14 protein-coding genes and 1 pseudogene are annotated in these 13,976 nt (G+C 64.1%); 8 read left to right on the top strand and 7 right to left on the bottom strand.

The genetic code is table 11. The features are described from left to right. Positions 1 to 26: 26 nt before the first annotated feature. From LOS8367_RS15235 to LOS8367_RS15215, 5 genes are all read left to right on the top strand, one after another. The gene (locus tag LOS8367_RS15235; protein ID WP_085897403.1) at positions 27 to 536 is read left to right on the top strand and encodes an Hsp20/alpha crystallin family protein; all 510 of its coding nucleotides are present in this window, start codon (positions 27 to 29) and stop codon (positions 534 to 536) included. Between the two features lie 63 nt (positions 537 to 599). Beyond that, complete coding sequence (locus tag LOS8367_RS15230) at positions 600 to 2,009, top strand: DegQ family serine endoprotease (RefSeq protein WP_085897402.1); 1,410 nt, start codon at positions 600 to 602, stop codon at positions 2,007 to 2,009. A gap of 27 nt (positions 2,010 to 2,036) precedes the next feature. After that, a complete protein-coding gene (locus LOS8367_RS15225) occupies positions 2,037 to 2,609 on the top strand; it encodes a nucleotide exchange factor GrpE (protein ID WP_085897401.1) in 573 nt (190 codons plus the stop codon). Between the two features lie 3 nt (positions 2,610 to 2,612). Next, positions 2,613 to 3,536: a protease HtpX gene (gene htpX, locus LOS8367_RS15220; RefSeq protein WP_085897400.1), complete on the top strand. Its 924-nt coding sequence runs from the start codon at positions 2,613 to 2,615 to the stop codon at positions 3,534 to 3,536. 38 nt (positions 3,537 to 3,574) lie between these two features. Beyond that, the gene (locus LOS8367_RS15215) at positions 3,575 to 4,501 is read left to right on the top strand and encodes a DnaJ C-terminal domain-containing protein (RefSeq protein ID WP_085897399.1); all 927 of its coding nucleotides are present in this window, start codon (positions 3,575 to 3,577) and stop codon (positions 4,499 to 4,501) included. Positions 4,502 to 4,946: 445 nt separating this feature from the next. On the opposite strand, the gene LOS8367_RS15210 is transcribed toward LOS8367_RS15215, so the two are convergent. From LOS8367_RS15210 to LOS8367_RS15180, 6 genes and pseudogenes are all read right to left on the bottom strand, one after another. After that, on the bottom strand, positions 4,947 to 5,837 hold the full coding sequence (locus LOS8367_RS15210) for a c-type cytochrome (RefSeq protein WP_133056346.1): 891 nt from the start codon (positions 5,835 to 5,837) through the stop codon (positions 4,947 to 4,949). 37 nt (positions 5,838 to 5,874) lie between these two features. Further along, the gene (locus LOS8367_RS15205) at positions 5,875 to 6,348 is read right to left on the bottom strand and encodes a c-type cytochrome (RefSeq protein WP_085897397.1); all 474 of its coding nucleotides are present in this window, start codon (positions 6,346 to 6,348) and stop codon (positions 5,875 to 5,877) included. Positions 6,349 to 6,357: 9 nt separating this feature from the next. Beyond that, positions 6,358 to 6,963, bottom strand: coding sequence for a cytochrome c3 family protein (locus LOS8367_RS15200; protein WP_165761493.1), 606 nt, complete (start codon positions 6,961 to 6,963; stop codon positions 6,358 to 6,360). Between the two features lie 16 nt (positions 6,964 to 6,979). After that, positions 6,980 to 8,263 carry a multiheme c-type cytochrome gene (locus tag LOS8367_RS18725; protein WP_165761492.1) on the bottom strand — a complete coding sequence of 428 codons (1,284 nt, stop codon included), beginning with the start codon at positions 8,261 to 8,263 and terminating at the stop codon, positions 6,980 to 6,982. An 852-nt stretch (positions 8,264 to 9,115) separates the two neighbouring features. Beyond that, positions 9,116 to 9,278: pseudogene (locus LOS8367_RS15185) on the bottom strand (integrase core domain-containing protein); the annotation flags it as partial. Positions 9,279 to 9,477: 199 nt separating this feature from the next. Beyond that, on the bottom strand, positions 9,478 to 10,365 hold the full coding sequence (locus LOS8367_RS15180; protein ID WP_242665616.1) for a LysR family transcriptional regulator: 888 nt from the start codon (positions 10,363 to 10,365) through the stop codon (positions 9,478 to 9,480). Positions 10,366 to 10,468: 103 nt separating this feature from the next. On the opposite strand from LOS8367_RS15180, the gene LOS8367_RS15175 reads away from it, so the two are divergent. Both LOS8367_RS15175 and LOS8367_RS15170 read left to right on the top strand, forming a co-directional pair. Next, complete coding sequence (locus LOS8367_RS15175; RefSeq protein ID WP_085897391.1) at positions 10,469 to 11,191, top strand: DUF4386 domain-containing protein; 723 nt, start codon at positions 10,469 to 10,471, stop codon at positions 11,189 to 11,191. A gap of 23 nt (positions 11,192 to 11,214) precedes the next feature. Continuing rightward, positions 11,215 to 11,928 (top strand): NAD(P)-dependent oxidoreductase, encoded by a 714-nt coding sequence (locus tag LOS8367_RS15170; protein ID WP_085897390.1) that lies wholly within the window; start codon positions 11,215 to 11,217, stop codon positions 11,926 to 11,928. Between the two features lie 219 nt (positions 11,929 to 12,147). Here the strand turns inward: LOS8367_RS15170 and LOS8367_RS15165 are convergent, their stop codons facing one another. After that, positions 12,148 to 12,852 (bottom strand): helix-turn-helix transcriptional regulator, encoded by a 705-nt coding sequence (locus tag LOS8367_RS15165; RefSeq protein WP_085897501.1) that lies wholly within the window; start codon positions 12,850 to 12,852, stop codon positions 12,148 to 12,150. A 64-nt stretch (positions 12,853 to 12,916) separates the two neighbouring features. Here LOS8367_RS15165 and LOS8367_RS15160 point away from each other — a divergent pair, with 64 nt between their 5' ends. Further along, entirely contained in the window at positions 12,917 to 13,525 is a 609-nt protein-coding gene (locus tag LOS8367_RS15160; RefSeq protein ID WP_085897500.1) for a glutathione S-transferase family protein, read from the top strand. Positions 13,526 to 13,976: the final 451 nt, after the last annotated feature.

Genomic DNA, 13,976 nt, shown 5'->3' with positions numbered 1-13,976 from the left:
ATCCGAACCAAGGAGGAAAACACGACATGCATATCAGCGATCTCATTCCCTGGGGTCGTGAGAAACCTAAGACCCCGGCCAATGGCGATGGCGGCACCACCAGCCCGCTCGCCATGCTTCAACGCGACATCAACCACGTGTTCGAGGAGTTCTGGCACAAGGTCGATAACGGTCGGAACGGCCAGCGCGGCCCGATCGGCCTGTTCGGTCCCAGCGCCGACGTCACCGAGACCGATAACGGCATCGAGGTGGCGGTCGAACTACCCGGCATGAATGTCGAGGATGTCGACATCTCTCTGTCCGGCGACGTGATGACGATCCGGGGCGAGAAGAAAGTCGAGCACGAGGAAAAGCGCAAGGGCGTCTATCTGTCCGAGCGCTCCTTTGGTGCCTTCGCGCGCACCATTCCGCTGCCGCCGGGGGTCGATGCCGACAAGGCCGAGGCGCGCTTCGAAAAAGGCGTGCTCAAGGTCAGCCTGCCGAAGACCGCCGAGGCGCAGGCGCGCGTCAAGCGCATCCCCGTCAAGGCCGCCTGAGCCCGTTCGGGCGGCCGGTGGCGACCGGGCGCCCAGTTCGCTTCATCAGTCAAGGAGGAGACGATGCCCGGTCCCGTGCCCAGCCCCTGGATCGTCCTGCGTCGCTGGCTGGCGGCGCTCTGCGTGACGTTGCTGGCCGCCAACCCCATGGTGGCCCAAACGCCAGACCGCCCGCTGTTCCTGAACGATGACGGCCTGCCGACCCTCGCGCCGCTTCTGGCCGAGGTGACGCCCGCCGTCGTCAACATTTCGGTCGAGACACGACAGGACGTGGAGAGCAACCCGCTCTTCGCCGATCCCTTCTTCCGGCGCTATTTCGACCTGCCGCCGATGCCCCAGCCCTCGCCACGCCAGCAGATGAGCGCGGGTTCGGGCGTCATCGTCGACGCCGAGGAAGGCTACGTGCTTACCAACCATCATGTCGTCGCGGAGGGCGACAGGATAGTGGTGACGCTGAAGGACCGCCGCCGCTTCGAGGCGGAGCTGGTCGGCAGCGATCCCGGTACCGACATCGCGCTTTTGCAGATCGAAGCCGAGGATATCGCCGAACTGGAACTCGGCGACAGCGACCGGCTGGAGGTGGGCGACTACGTGCTCGCCATCGGCAACCCGTTCGGGCTGGGTCAGACCGTCACATCCGGCATTGTCAGCGCGCTGGGGCGCAGCGGCCTCAACGTCGACGGCTACGAGGACTTCATCCAGACCGATGCCTCGATCAATCCTGGCAACTCGGGTGGGGCGCTGGTAACGCTCGACGGGCGGCTCGTCGGCATCAACACCGCGATCATCGCGCCCTCTGGCGGCAATGTCGGCATCGGGTTCGCCGTTCCGGCCAATATGGCCCACGCGGTGATGGATCAGCTGGTCGAGTTCGGCGAGGTGCGGCGCGGCCAGCTCGGCGTGATGATTCAGGATTTCACACCGGACCTCGCCGAAGCGCTGGGGATCGAGTCTGGACTGGGTGCGGTGGTGACGCAGGTGGAACCCGGCAGCGCCGCCGAGGAGGCAGGGCTGGAGCCCGGCGACCTGATCGTCTCGGTCGATGGCCGCCCGGTCGCGGGCTCGGCCGACCTGCGCAGCCAGATCGGCCTGAAGCGGATCGGCAGCCCGGTCGAGCTGGAGGTGATCCGCGACGGTGACGCGGTGACGATCGAAGCCAAATTGCGCGAGGGCGGGCTGGTCGCCTCGCTCACGGATGATCGGGCGATGGATCGGCTGTCGGGCGCAGAGCTGCGTGACCTGGAGCCGGGTGATCCGATGTTCGGCGGCGAACCGGGTGTGCTGGTGGCGCGGGTCGATCCCGGCAGCCGCGCGGCGCGGTCGGGGTTGATGGCTGGCGACGTGATCCTTGCGGTGAACCGTGCCCCGGTCGGATCGCTGGTCGAGCTGCGCCGGCAATTGGCAGGGGTCGAAGGGGCGCTCGCACTGACGGTGCAGCGCGGCTCGGCCCGGATCTTTCTGGTGATGCGCTGAAGCGCAACGAAGGAAAGGAGGTAGGAAATGGAAGATTTCGAGGACAGGAAGAACGAATTCGAGAGCGACACGCTCGAACCCGCGACCGCGTCGCAGCCCGAGCCTAGCGATGGCGGCGGGGGCCACGCAACGCATGAGGCAAGGATCGCCGAGCTGACCGATCGCTGGAAGCGCGCGATGGCCGAAGCCGAGAACGCCCGCAAGCGGGCCGAGGCCGCCCGCATCGAGGGCCGGGACCACGGCATCGCTCTGGCCATCGAGGCACTGACGCCCGGTTTCGACGCGCTGGCGCTCGGTATCGAGGCGGCCCGGTCGGGACCGGATGCGAAAGACAAGCGCGTCGCCCAGCATCTGGAAGGGCTGGAGCGGATCCGGAGTTGCTTCGACACCGCGATGAAGGCGCTCGACGTGCGGATCATCGCGCCCGATGACGCCGCCTTCGACCCGGCCCATCACGAGGCGATCGACACGCAGGTCAGGGAGGGCGTCGAGGCCGGTCGGGTGCTTGTGCTGCACCGCCCGGGCTATGCCATCGGCCGGCGGCTGATCCGCCCCGCCCGGGTGACGGTCAGCGCCGCGCCGGAGCCGCAGGAGGGCTGAGCCATGCTGCGGCTGGCGCTGTTTTTCGGCACGAACCTCGCGGTGCTTGTCGTGCTGTCCCTGGCGTTTCGGGTATTGGGAATCGAGGGGCTGCTCGCGGCGAACGGCGTCGATCTCGACCTGACGGCGCTGCTGATATTCGCCGCGGTGATCGGCTTCGGCGGATCGCTCGTCTCGCTTGTCCTGTCGAAGCCGATGGCCAAGGCCGCGATGCGCGTGCGGGTGATCGAGACCCCACGCAGCCCGACCGAGAGCTGGTTGCTCCAGACGGTGCGGGAGCAGGCGCTGCGCGCCGGGATCGCGATGCCCGAGGTCGGGATCTTCGATCACCCGTCGCCCAATGCCTTTGCCACCGGCTGGCGGCGCGACGAGGCGCTGATCGCGGTGAGCACCGGTCTGCTCGCGAATATGCGGCGAGAGGAGATAGGAGCGGTGCTCGGCCACGAGGTCGCCCATGCCGCGAATGGCGACATGGTGACGCTGGCGCTGATCCAGGGCGTGGTGAACACCTTCGTGGTGTTCCTGTCGCGACTGGCGGGGTTCCTGGTCGACCGGCTGCTGCTGCGGATCGAGCGCGGCCATGGGCCGGGCTACTGGATCTTCGCGCTGGTGACCGAGATGGTTCTGGGGGTGCTGGCGACGGCGATCGTCATGTGGTTCTCGCGCTGGCGCGAGTTCCGGGCGGATGCCGGTGGGGCCGCGCTGGCCGGGCGCGACAACATGATCGCCGCGCTGGAGCGGCTTCGGGGCCTGCGGCATGCCCCGCCCATGCCCGACGAAATGCGGGCCATGGCTTTCGACGCAGGTCGGGTGCAGGCGCTATTCGCCAGCCATCCACCCCTTGAGGCCCGGATCGCGGCGCTGCGCGCGCCCGACCGGCAGGCCGCCGCCCGCCCGGGCAGGGGAAGACCGCTACGGTTTATGTGAAGTGTTCGGCCGGTTCGGGCCGTTCGGAGTGATGAAGAATGACACACGATCCCTATGAGACCCTCGGCGTCAAACGTGACGCCTCGCAGGCCGAGATCAAGAAGGCCTATCGCAGGCTCGCGAAGAAGCTGCACCCGGACCTGTCGCAGGGTGACGCGACCACGCAGGCGGAGTTTCAACGCGTCGGCGCGGCCTACGACATTCTCGGTGATCCGAAAAAGCGTCGCCTCTTCGACGCGGGCGAGATCGACGCGAACGGGCAGGAGCGGGCGCGTCTGGACCCCCGCTGGAGCTATGCAGGCGCCGCGGCAGGGGGAACTGGTCCGGACGACGCGCCCTTCGGCGCCTTTGAAGATGTCTCCGACATCTTCGCCGATCTGTTCGGCGGGCGGGTCACGCGTGGCCGCCGCTCAGCGCCCTTCGGCGCACCGGGCGCGGATCTTCGCTACAACATCGAGGTCGATTTCCTCGACGCTGCCCGTGGTGCGACGCGAGACGTCACCATGCCGGACGGCCGTGCGATCGAACTGCGGATACCGGCCGGCCTGCGTGACGGGCAGGTGCTCCGCTTGAAGGGGAAGGGCGCGCCCGGCCTGCATGGTGGCCCCTCGGGTGATGCCTATGTGGAAGCGCGAGTCCTCCCGCACCCGCTGTTCTCACGCAATGGCGACGACATCGAGATCGAATTGCCCATTAGCTTTGATGAGGCGGTGCTTGGGGACCGGGTCGAGGTGCCGACGATCTGGGGGCCGGTCTCGATGAAGCTGCCGGAAGGTGCTTCTTCGGGTCAGCGGGTCCGGCTCAAGGGCAAGGGCATCCGCCGAGCGAAGCGGCCGGCAGGCGACCAGTATGTCCGGCTGTCGATCCGATTGCCGAAGCATGTGGATGCCGAAATGAAGGCCTTGGCGAAACGGTGGAAAGAGTATGTCCGACACGACCCACGAGAGGGGATGAAGCAGCATTGACGGGTGGAGTCTATGAAAAGCTCAAATCGTTGACTGCTCGCCGCCTGCGCGTTGCCTGTCACCAGATGATTTGCGACGCGAGGGCCTGGCATCGAACGGCGGGTCTGGCTCAACCGGGGCTCGGTTCGTATCCCGATATGCTGAGCAGAAAGCGGCGCGTATCGACGGTAGTAACATTGGTCTCCTATCGGCGATTGAGAGCGGTCTCTGTCCTGCCGAGATAGGCGTCAACAGGTGTTAAGTTGCGTGATGGTTTTAAGGGCCAGAGAAGGCTGCCATGGCGTCCTTCAGCGCCCTTAGGAGATGGGCGTTCGAGAACAGCATGCGGTTCTTCATAATCTTGTACCGGCGCTTGATCTTGCCTTGCTCCGAGGGTGCCAGGGAGTGCCGCAGCCGCATTGGCCAACGGCAGGTCTCTTTCCGCGCTCGGAAATACCCTATGCTGCTAGAGGCTTTTCAAATAAGTAGCGATGGCCTCGAGATCTTCTCCCGTCAGATGACTTGTGCCGTGCTCGATCACGTCGATCATTTTGCCGCCGGATACGTCACCATCCGGTGTCAGCCCAAGCTGGAGGTAGAACACCAGGTCGTTGAGGCTCCAATCGCGTATCGTGGATCGGCTGCCTGCAATGGCCGGGGCGCCAGATGAGAACGAACTCTTGCCAGTGCCCTCAAGAGTATTGGTGCTCATCCCGCCAATGAGATTTCTTGCAGTATGGCACTCGCCGCAGTGACCCGGTCCGTTCACGAGATACGCGCCACGATTCCAGCTTGCCGACTCCGCGTCGTTGGGAACGAACGGTTCGGGAGTGTGATAGAGGCTTTTCCAGACCCCCACGAATTGTCGGTTCGAGAATGGCCAGATCAGTTCGTGCGGCTGGCTCGGCCTAGCCACCGGCTCAACCGTATCCAGATAGGCCTTTAGATCGACGATATCTTCGGTTTTGAAGTGCCCGTAGCTGGTGTAGGGAAAGCTGGGAAAATAATGCTCGCCATCCGGAGTCACACCTGCGGTCATGGCAACGTAGAAATCCTCGAGTGACATCGCACCGATGCCGTGTTCCGTATCCGGCGTGATATTGGGGGCGTAGAATGTGCCGAACGGCGTTTCCAGCCCGGCGCCGCCGGCCAGAAAAACACCACCGTTGTCGATATCGGTATGGCAGACGACGCAGCCACCCATGCGCAACACGTATGCCCCGCGCTCTACATCAGCCGAATAGGCGTTCAGATCAACGTTCTTTGCTGTTTGCCCCAAGCCCGGAAGAATGAAGGCGTAGCCGAAAGCCGCGGCGGCGACGCTTATGCCGAATAGCCAGATAATAGGCTTGGTCATTTTTGACGTTCGGATAGCTAACATCAGACGGGTTCGCCTATCTCGGTTGCTTGTAGCTTTCTTCCTTTGGCTTTCGGAAGGGTTGGTGACAGGATCCGCAGGATTTGCCGAGGCTTTGCATCGCCATCGCGATATCTCGCATGTCGCCCTCTTCGGCTGCATTGGCAAGCGCCGCGCTGGCCTGAGCCATCTCCGCATTCAATTCGACGAACTCGTCCATCTTGCTCCAGATCTCGGGCTGCGCGTCCGTCAATCCGTCGCTCACCTGTTCCTCGAATGCGGCAGGAACGAGTTCCGCCGCTTTCTCGATGAGTTCCGCGTGTTCCGCTATGTGCTCGGTCAGCGGCAGACGCCCCTTAACGACGGCAGCGACGGCAGCCATATGGCCGCCGATCGCCCGCATCAGATGCTGGCGATACTCGATGACGCTGTCGCCATTCGCACGGGCATGGCTGCCCGGCACCGCAATCAATGCGCCCAAGGTCACCGCAGCAAGAAATCGACCCAGCATATGCACATCTCACTTGTGCTGAATTTCGGAAACGTCGTGGCAGGTGCCGCAGGCCGAGGTGTAGGGGATCGGCATCGCGTTGCCCGGCAATTCGCCTTGAACGCCGACGGTCGTCGTGCGTGGGACGTCGAACACGTGGGAATTGATATCCCCCTGCAGGTAGGCGTTTATCTCTTCGGTGAGCGTGTCATAGTAGGGCGGAGCGCTAACCATACGTCCGAAGCGTCCCGAGTCACCTCCATGGATGGCCGTTCCGGGCATATGGCAGTCGACGCAGCGCGTTCCTGCCGCGCCCTTCATCTCGCTGCCGAGCTGGTGCTGCATGTGCGCGTTGATGTCGACGGCATGACAGTTCTGGCAGAGCGGCGACGACGCGTCGTCGGGATCGCCGACGAGCGAGCGCCGAAAGCCGGTGCCGCCATGCATGTCGTGACAATCGCTGCATCCGACCATCCGCCGGTCGTTTCGATACATACCCGATTTCATGTAATCCGCGTATTGCTGGTGCGGATTGCGGGAATGGATGTCGTCGACCCAGATGTGACGGCCGGGGATGGGGCCGCGCGTCACGCTGTACTCGGTGATCATGGTGTGCCGGCTCAGCCCCGGCGGCATCATCTCGCCGTCCTCGTTAATCGGTTGGGTGTAGCCGAGGGTGGGGCCGCCCGGACCTTGCCGGCGGTCGTGACAGCGGCCGCAGACCGCCGTCTCCCGTTCGACGGAAAGGTAGGCGGGATTGACCATGTGGGACGGGAAGTTTTCTCCCAACCCGGCGAACGCCGCATGCTCGGAGCCGGGGGCCATGGCAGGTCTCGCATCCGACATTGACCTCGTCCATCTCGGGATCGTCGTCAATGTTGAAAGCGCCGTTCGGATCGTTGACCCCGCGTACAAGCGCCTGTCCCGTCTCCTCGTCGAGGTAGCGTTCGTACCCAGTGACATGGCAGGCGGCACACATAGCCTGGATCGTGTTCTCGTTCACGGCGGGCGCAGTGATCCGGTCATCGGAGGTCCCGTATTCGCCGTCCTCGCCCTTGCTCCACCAATAGTTGAACTTGTAGTCTCGCCAGACGCGTCGATTATGGGTCAGCCGGCGATCGTCCCCGTTGGGGTGGAATTGCAGTAGCGTATATATGCCTTGCCGATCCCCCAATGATTCCGGGACCGAGACCATGTATCTCTGACGCAGGACCGCGCCTCCGTAGACCATCTCGATCTTCAGATGGGCCGGGCTGGCAGGATCGCTTTCGTTCAGGCGGTTCTCGACCGTGATATAGTATTCGCCGTCCTGCGCGCTCTTCCAGAAATAGATGTCCGCGTATATCTTCTCAATCTCCACCCTATCATCATCGGCGAGGCGGATCTTGAACTTCACGTTGCCGCGGGCCTCCGGGTTGTAGTCGCCGATCTCGAGACGGGTGCCGCCGTCATACGATTCAGCCTCGATCCACGACTCGAGTGCCTCGAAGAAGTCCGGGAACTGCGAGAAATCCTGGTGCGGTCCCGGATTGCCGGGACGTGACCATGCAAGCTTGTGCCCCGTCTGCTTCCATGCCGCCTGCTCCTCGTGACATTCCAGGCATTCGGTGCTGCCGATGTATTCGGCATGGGGCGGCGGGCGGCTCGACAGCTGGATCCTTTTTTCATGCCCGCGAAGCTCCTGCGCATCGTAGGAGGCGCGGCTCTTGTCGCCACCGGGCAGGTGCTCGACATCGCCGTCGGCGATCGCGACATAGACGAAGAAGCGGCCATCCGGGATGTCGAATATCCGGAAATGACCCTGCTGATCTGTTTTTCCGCTAGGGAGCTGGTCGCGATGCCTTGCAATCGCATCTTCCAGAGGCTCGTCATACGCATCGGCCGCATATGGCTCATCGAACACTGCCGAGGCCGTTATCGGCGTCATGTCGATCATGCCAATCGGAACGAGGTAAACTGTAGCATCCGCGACGGGGAGGTCTCGCGAACTTACGACTCGTCCCAGGAGATCGTCTGTCGCTATAGGATCAGTGAAGCTCGGAAAAATCGGCTTGCCGTCCTGTGCAGGCGCAATCCCAGTACTGAAGAGATATATAAGAACTGCGCTCAGCAGATTAGGAACATAAACCATCAGGCGAAAATTAAACTCCATCCTGCGCTCCACCATAGGTCGGGGAAACGGGCAATGCTCGCTTGAGATTGCCTGAAAATCGTCATTAAATTCCCGAGGATTAGATTTACTAAATGATATGTGCGAGCGCCCAATCGGCATGGGCCGATTTCCAGCGCTACTTACATCTAAAGTATCCTCTCATGTCTTTTCATCTACTTGTCACTCCTCGCTTGGCATACGGGGTGCGTCAGCGGCGAACCGCCAAGGCGGGTCATGCATGAAATATGCTTGCGGCCAATGGCGGATTGCCTATCGACAGATTGACGCCGTATGGCCTTTGCAGTTTGGTTTGCTGTATCTATGGGTGTTTGTAAAATACAGAGGACCATGCCTTCAGGGTCGGGGATCAGAGCCAGAAGTCAACGATGCCGTCGATGCTTAATGGGCGATATGACCCAACATTCATTCTGGCTATTAGTAACCTCCTCCGATTTTGTAATGGTTCAAGGGGTTTCCTCTTGGAATGCCTCCAATGAAGGGCCCTGTTTGCCGAGATGGATTTGTGCCATCATGAGGAGGGCGAATGACCTGAGACCCGTCTTTCCTCTGGTTTGACGGAGAATCCGTGGGTGATTTCTGAGGCTATGCAGCCTACTGTTCCAGTGCTGTTCTCATGGCAAACTCGGCGGGTGGGATGTTGCCCATAGCCGAATGGGGGGCGTTGCAGATTGTAATCGAGCTGCCATGCCTGGATCTGACGCCGGGCATCGCCGAGCGTCGAGAACAGCACCTCATTGAGCAGCTCGTCCCGGAGCCGGCCGTTGAAGCTCTCGACGAAGCCGAGAAAGATCATGGGGCCGCATGTCGCGTCCCTGCTGAAAGCCGGTCCTTCCGTCTTGCTGAGTTTCGAGGCCAACACGTTCGAGGCGTGCGGCTGGACACGCAGTTCCGACAAATATCCAACTACTTCGTCGAGCCGACTCCTCAGGGGGTTCGAGTTCAGGCTGTACGGTTCGCGCGATGCATGATGGCCTGTCTCAAGCGCCGAAGCTGTCCGCCAACGCCTCGAAGACCACTCGTAGGCGGCGGGACCGGGCGATGTCGCGATGGGCGACGATCCAGACCGGGAAGTCGACCGGCGCGAAATCCGGCAGGGCGCGCTCGACCAAGGGGTCGGCGTCGCCGATGCGGTCGTCGAGGATGCCGATCCCCATGCCCTGCCGCACCAGCTCCCACATCACCGTGAAGCTGCGGCACCTATAGGGAAAGTTTCCCGCGTCGAGGGCAAAGCCCTTGGTATTGAGCAGCTTCATGAGACTGCCCGAGGCGTCGATCTCGATGAATTCCGCCGAGGAGAAACCAGCGGCCGTGCCGGGCCGCCCCAGGCGGTCCAGGTAGTGGGGCGCCGCGTAGAGCCGCGCCGAGGCGTCGCGGACCCGGCGCGCGATCAGATCGGGCTCGGTCGGCCGGACATTGCGCACTGCGATATCCGCCTCGCGCCGCGACAGATCCGACAAGGCGTTGGACACCACTACCTCGATCCGGATGCGCGGTTCGGCCCGATGCAGCCGCGCGAGGATCGGCGGCAGAAGATAGCTGGCATAGGCGTCTGAAGCGGAGATCGCCACCTCGCCCTCTAGCACTTCGGTCTGGCCCCAGGCGGCGAGATGAAGGGCGCGGGCGCCTTCGCCCATGATCCGCGCATGCTCGAGCAATTCGTGCCCGGAAGGCGTCAGGCGCAGCCCGCGGCCCGAGCGTTCGAACAACGCGACCCCAAGCTCGGTCTCCAGCGCCTCGACCTGCCGGCCAAGCGTCGGTTGCGCCAGCTTCAGGGCGCGGGCGGCAGCCGAGAGGGAGCCTTCCTCGGCCGTCACGAGAAAGGCCCGCGCTCGGTTCCAGTCGAAGGTGACGCTTCGCCAATCCATGCATATTTGCATACCAGTTCGGCAAGACCGGTCAATTCCCCCCAGGGACGACGGGGCGTAGAAGGTTCGCATGCCGCAACGTCACGCCGAAAGGAGGCCCGCGATGCATGCTCTTCGAGACCCTTCCTCCCGCGTCTATGCCCGCCTGACCGGGTCGCTCTATCTCCTCATCGCCTTTGCCGGAGGCTTTTCGATCCTCTACGTGCCGGGCGTGCTGAACGTTGCCGGCGACCCGGCGGCCACCTTCGCCAACATCGCCGAGCGGCGCGGCCTGTTCCATGCAGGCCTCGTGGGCGACGTGGTGATGATGACCGCCGAGGTGTTCGTCTCGGTCACGCTATACTTCATGTTCCGGCCCGTGAACGCGACGCTCTCGCTCGCCTCTTCCTACGCGCGGCTGATGATGGTCGCGGTGATGGCGGCGATGCTGTTCTTCCATGCCGCGTCGCTGGCGCTGGCCGACGGCAAGGTGCCGCTCGACAGCTTCAGCGCGGCGCAGCGGTTCGAACTGGCCGGCCTGATGCGGCACGTCCATGATGCCGGCGTCTGGATCTGGCAGGTCTTCTTCTGGCTGCATCTGATGCTGTTGGGCACGCTGATCCTACGCTCAGGGTTCTATCCACGACTCTTGGGTCTCGGCCTGATCCTCGGCGGCACGGGCTACCTCGTCGACAGCGTGCAGATGTTCGCCCTGCCGGACGCCGCCGCGCTCGAAGCAGTGAAGATCGCGCTGCTGCTCGTCGTGACGCTGGCCGAGATCGGCTTCGCGCTCGGGCTGCTGATCCGCGGCCCGCACATCCCCGTATCGCGTCACGTCGCGGCCTGACCCCGATCGCAAGGAGATCTCCCATGAAACGCATCTGCATCGTCGGCATCTCGGGCAAGCTCGGGCAATACATGACCGAACACGCGCTGGCGCGCGGCTACGAGGTCACGGGCGTCTGTCGCTCGGAAAGCGTCGGCAAGCTCGCCCGGTTCGAGGGCCGCATCACCGTGCATCCCGGCCGCACCGACGACCGCGCGGTGATCGAGGCGGCCACGCGCGGCTGCGATGGCGTGCTGGTGGTTCTCGCGCCCTGGGGCGTGCAGGACTACGCGTCAGGCACCGCGCGCGCCGTACTCGACCTCGCCCCGCCCGGTGCGCGGCCGGTGTTCTCCTGCGGCTGGCACATCAGCCGCGACGGCCGCGACCGCTACGGTTGGAAGATCCGCGCTATCGTCAGGTTCGGCACGCCGATCCTCAAGGCGCTGCGGCTCGTCGATCTCGACGACCAGGTCCGCGCGACTGATCTTGTCTTCGCCTCGGATCGCGCCTGGACCGTGGTGCGTGGCTCGGATCTCGAGGAGGGCCCGAGCGAGGGGTTGCCGGTTTGGGCCCGCCATGTCGGCGATCCGCTCCTTGCGAGCAATCTGACCCGGCGCACCGACTTTGCGCTGTTCATGGTGGCCGCGCTGACCGACTTGGAGCTCATCCGCGAGGCCCCCGCCATCACCGGATGCAACAGCGCCTCGTTTCGATCAGGCGAGACCGCCGCTACCGGGGCTTCGCCTTCCGGGCGCTGAGTGGGTTTCCCTCCTGGCACAGGAGGGAAAGTGGATGAACGACGCTGTCGCCGCCATCGTCCCCCCGGCTCTTGCAATGGAAAGGCGTGAGCCGATGGGGCGGGGGCGACGCCAATCGATCGCCGCGATGTCCGCCGGGAAGGCCTGAGCCGGACGGTCATGGTCCCCGCATCACCAGGATGACGACAACGAGTCACTCCCAGGCCAGATCTGTCGCGCCTACGCTTTCGCGGAGGACCCGGAAGCGGCCTGCCGCGCCGCGTAGTCGCGCATCAAGGTCACGCGTCGGGGCCTGAAGCTGCGCCCGTTAAGGCAGGCGTCCTCGATCCCCGGGGCGTGGAATACGCGCCAGTCCCGCCGCAGGCAGCACCAGGCCAGCAGCTTCAGAGCGCGGTCCGAATAGCTGAGGCCCAGTGGCCAGACCTCGCGTCGCGTGACCCGGCCCTCGAGATCGCGATACCGCATGTCGAGCGCCAGTTCCTCCCAGCAGGCGCGCCGCAGAAGCGACATGTCCACGCTAATATCTACGCGGGCTGGCGGCGGACGGAAGCTGCGCAGGACGGTGTGCATGGCTTGCCGCGACTGTTCGTCCGCCAGCGTGGCGATGATCCGAGCAAGAGCCATGCGGCCCGCAGCCTCCAGCGCCGCGTCGCCCGTCTGGCGCAATTCTCCCACGGCGAGGACCAGCGCCTCGATCTCCAGTCGCGAGAAGCTCTGCGGCGGCAGGGCGGGATCTCCGGTCAACCTGTAGCCCACACCAGCCTCCCCATCGATCAGGGCGCCGCCCGCGCGCAGCGTGGCGATGTCCCGGTAGAGCTGTCGCCGCGACACGCCCGTCTCCACCGCCAGCCGCGTGGCGGTGACCGGTGCGGGCAGGCGGCGCAGCGCATCCATCAGGCGCATGAGGCGGTCGGTCCGGGCCATGCTGACGGAAACTGTCAGCAGGTCGCGGCTATAGCAAGGCATGATCCGATTTCAGGAGAGCCTCATGCCGACCCTCTACCACGCCCCAAACTCCCGCTCGACCTCGATCCTCGTCCTGATCGAGGAGATGGGCATCGCCGACCGTATCGACGTGGTCGAGGTGACGGTCGCGCGACAGGATGGGAACGGCGGTCCGGACCCGCGCAATCCGCATCCCGAGGGCAAGGTGCCCTACCTGACCGACGGCGAGGACCATGTGCGCGAGCGCGGTGCGATCATCGCCTACCTGACGGACCGATTTCCCGAAACTGCGCTCGGCCGCCCCGTCGGGCATCCGCAGCGCGGGACGTTCCTGAGTTGGCTGTTCTATTATCAGGGCGTGATGGAGCCGGTTCTGGTTCACGACTGGGCGACAATCGATCACCCCATCCTGCACGCGACCTTCCGCGATCTAGAGGCCGTCTTCGCCCGGCTGGCCGAGGCGCTGGACAGCCAGCCCTATCTTCTCGGAGAGGATTACTCGGCGGTCGACCTGCTGCTATCGAGCCCCTTCCAATGGCTTCCCGACGCGATGCCGGAGCAGCCGGCTCTCCGGGGCTGGATCAGGCGTTGCGCCGATCGTCCGGCGTTCCATGCCGTCATGGCGCGGGAACAGGCGGGGCTGCGGAGATAGGGCGAGGGGCGGCTACAAGGCCGTTCGGACGGCGAATGCTGGCGGGACGGAGACACGTTCTCTGTGGCGCTCCCGGCTGCCTCCGCAGGCTCGACCATTTGAGATGGCGCCATGCTGCGCTCGGGTTCAATAGGAGCTTTGTGGAGCGGCCGCCGCGGCAGACATCCCAGAACATACGACAGGTCTTGGCCGTTCGCGTCGACGTCGCACATTCTACGTGAGGTCTGATCCCCCGCGCTGCCGCATGTCCGCTCCGAGCACAAACTGACCATGAGACGCCAAGTCGGTGCTGCATGTGCGGCAGTGCGAACCCTGCAGCGATCGGCCCGAAGCCGACTTTCGATCGCAATCCGGGCGAAGGCAGGTTCGAATGATCCTTCTACCAATCCATTCTCCGAGCGCGCAGATGTTCGGGCGCGAGATCAAGCGACCATGTCCGGAGCGAACCGAC

This window comes from Limimaricola soesokkakensis (assembly GCF_900172345.1).
Classification (GTDB): domain Bacteria; phylum Pseudomonadota; class Alphaproteobacteria; order Rhodobacterales; family Rhodobacteraceae; genus Limimaricola; species Limimaricola soesokkakensis.
The sequence above is the reverse complement of the archived record's forward strand: the minus strand, read 5'-3'. Positions and strand labels throughout refer to the sequence as shown.

Bases quoted from the DNA above. Each gene is read 5' to 3' on its own strand.
- LOS8367_RS15225 (WP_085897401.1), top strand. From the start codon at position 2,037: ATGGAAGATTTCGAGGACAGGAAGAACGAATTCGAGAGCGACACGCTC.
- LOS8367_RS15215 (WP_085897399.1), top strand. From the start codon at position 3,575: ATGACACACGATCCCTATGAGACCCTCGGCGTCAAACGTGACGCCTCG.
- LOS8367_RS15180 (WP_242665616.1), bottom strand. From the start codon at position 10,365: ATGGATTGGCGAAGCGTCACCTTCGACTGGAACCGAGCGCGGGCCTTT.
- LOS8367_RS15210 (WP_133056346.1), bottom strand. From the start codon at position 5,837: ATGACCAAGCCTATTATCTGGCTATTCGGCATAAGCGTCGCCGCCGCG.
- LOS8367_RS15165 (WP_085897501.1), bottom strand. From the start codon at position 12,852: ATGGCCCGGACCGACCGCCTCATGCGCCTGATGGATGCGCTGCGCCGC.
- LOS8367_RS18725 (WP_165761492.1), bottom strand. From the start codon at position 8,263: ATGATCGACATGACGCCGATAACGGCCTCGGCAGTGTTCGATGAGCCA.
- LOS8367_RS15205 (WP_085897397.1), bottom strand. From the start codon at position 6,348: ATGCTGGGTCGATTTCTTGCTGCGGTGACCTTGGGCGCATTGATTGCG.
- LOS8367_RS15170 (WP_085897390.1), top strand. From the start codon at position 11,215: ATGAAACGCATCTGCATCGTCGGCATCTCGGGCAAGCTCGGGCAATAC.
- LOS8367_RS15235 (WP_085897403.1), top strand. From the start codon at position 27: ATGCATATCAGCGATCTCATTCCCTGGGGTCGTGAGAAACCTAAGACC.
- LOS8367_RS15175 (WP_085897391.1), top strand. From the start codon at position 10,469: ATGCATGCTCTTCGAGACCCTTCCTCCCGCGTCTATGCCCGCCTGACC.
- LOS8367_RS15200 (WP_165761493.1), bottom strand. From the start codon at position 6,963: ATGCCGCCGGGGCTGAGCCGGCACACCATGATCACCGAGTACAGCGTG.
- LOS8367_RS15230 (WP_085897402.1), top strand. From the start codon at position 600: ATGCCCGGTCCCGTGCCCAGCCCCTGGATCGTCCTGCGTCGCTGGCTG.
- htpX (WP_085897400.1), top strand. From the start codon at position 2,613: ATGCTGCGGCTGGCGCTGTTTTTCGGCACGAACCTCGCGGTGCTTGTC.
- LOS8367_RS15160 (WP_085897500.1), top strand. From the start codon at position 12,917: ATGCCGACCCTCTACCACGCCCCAAACTCCCGCTCGACCTCGATCCTC.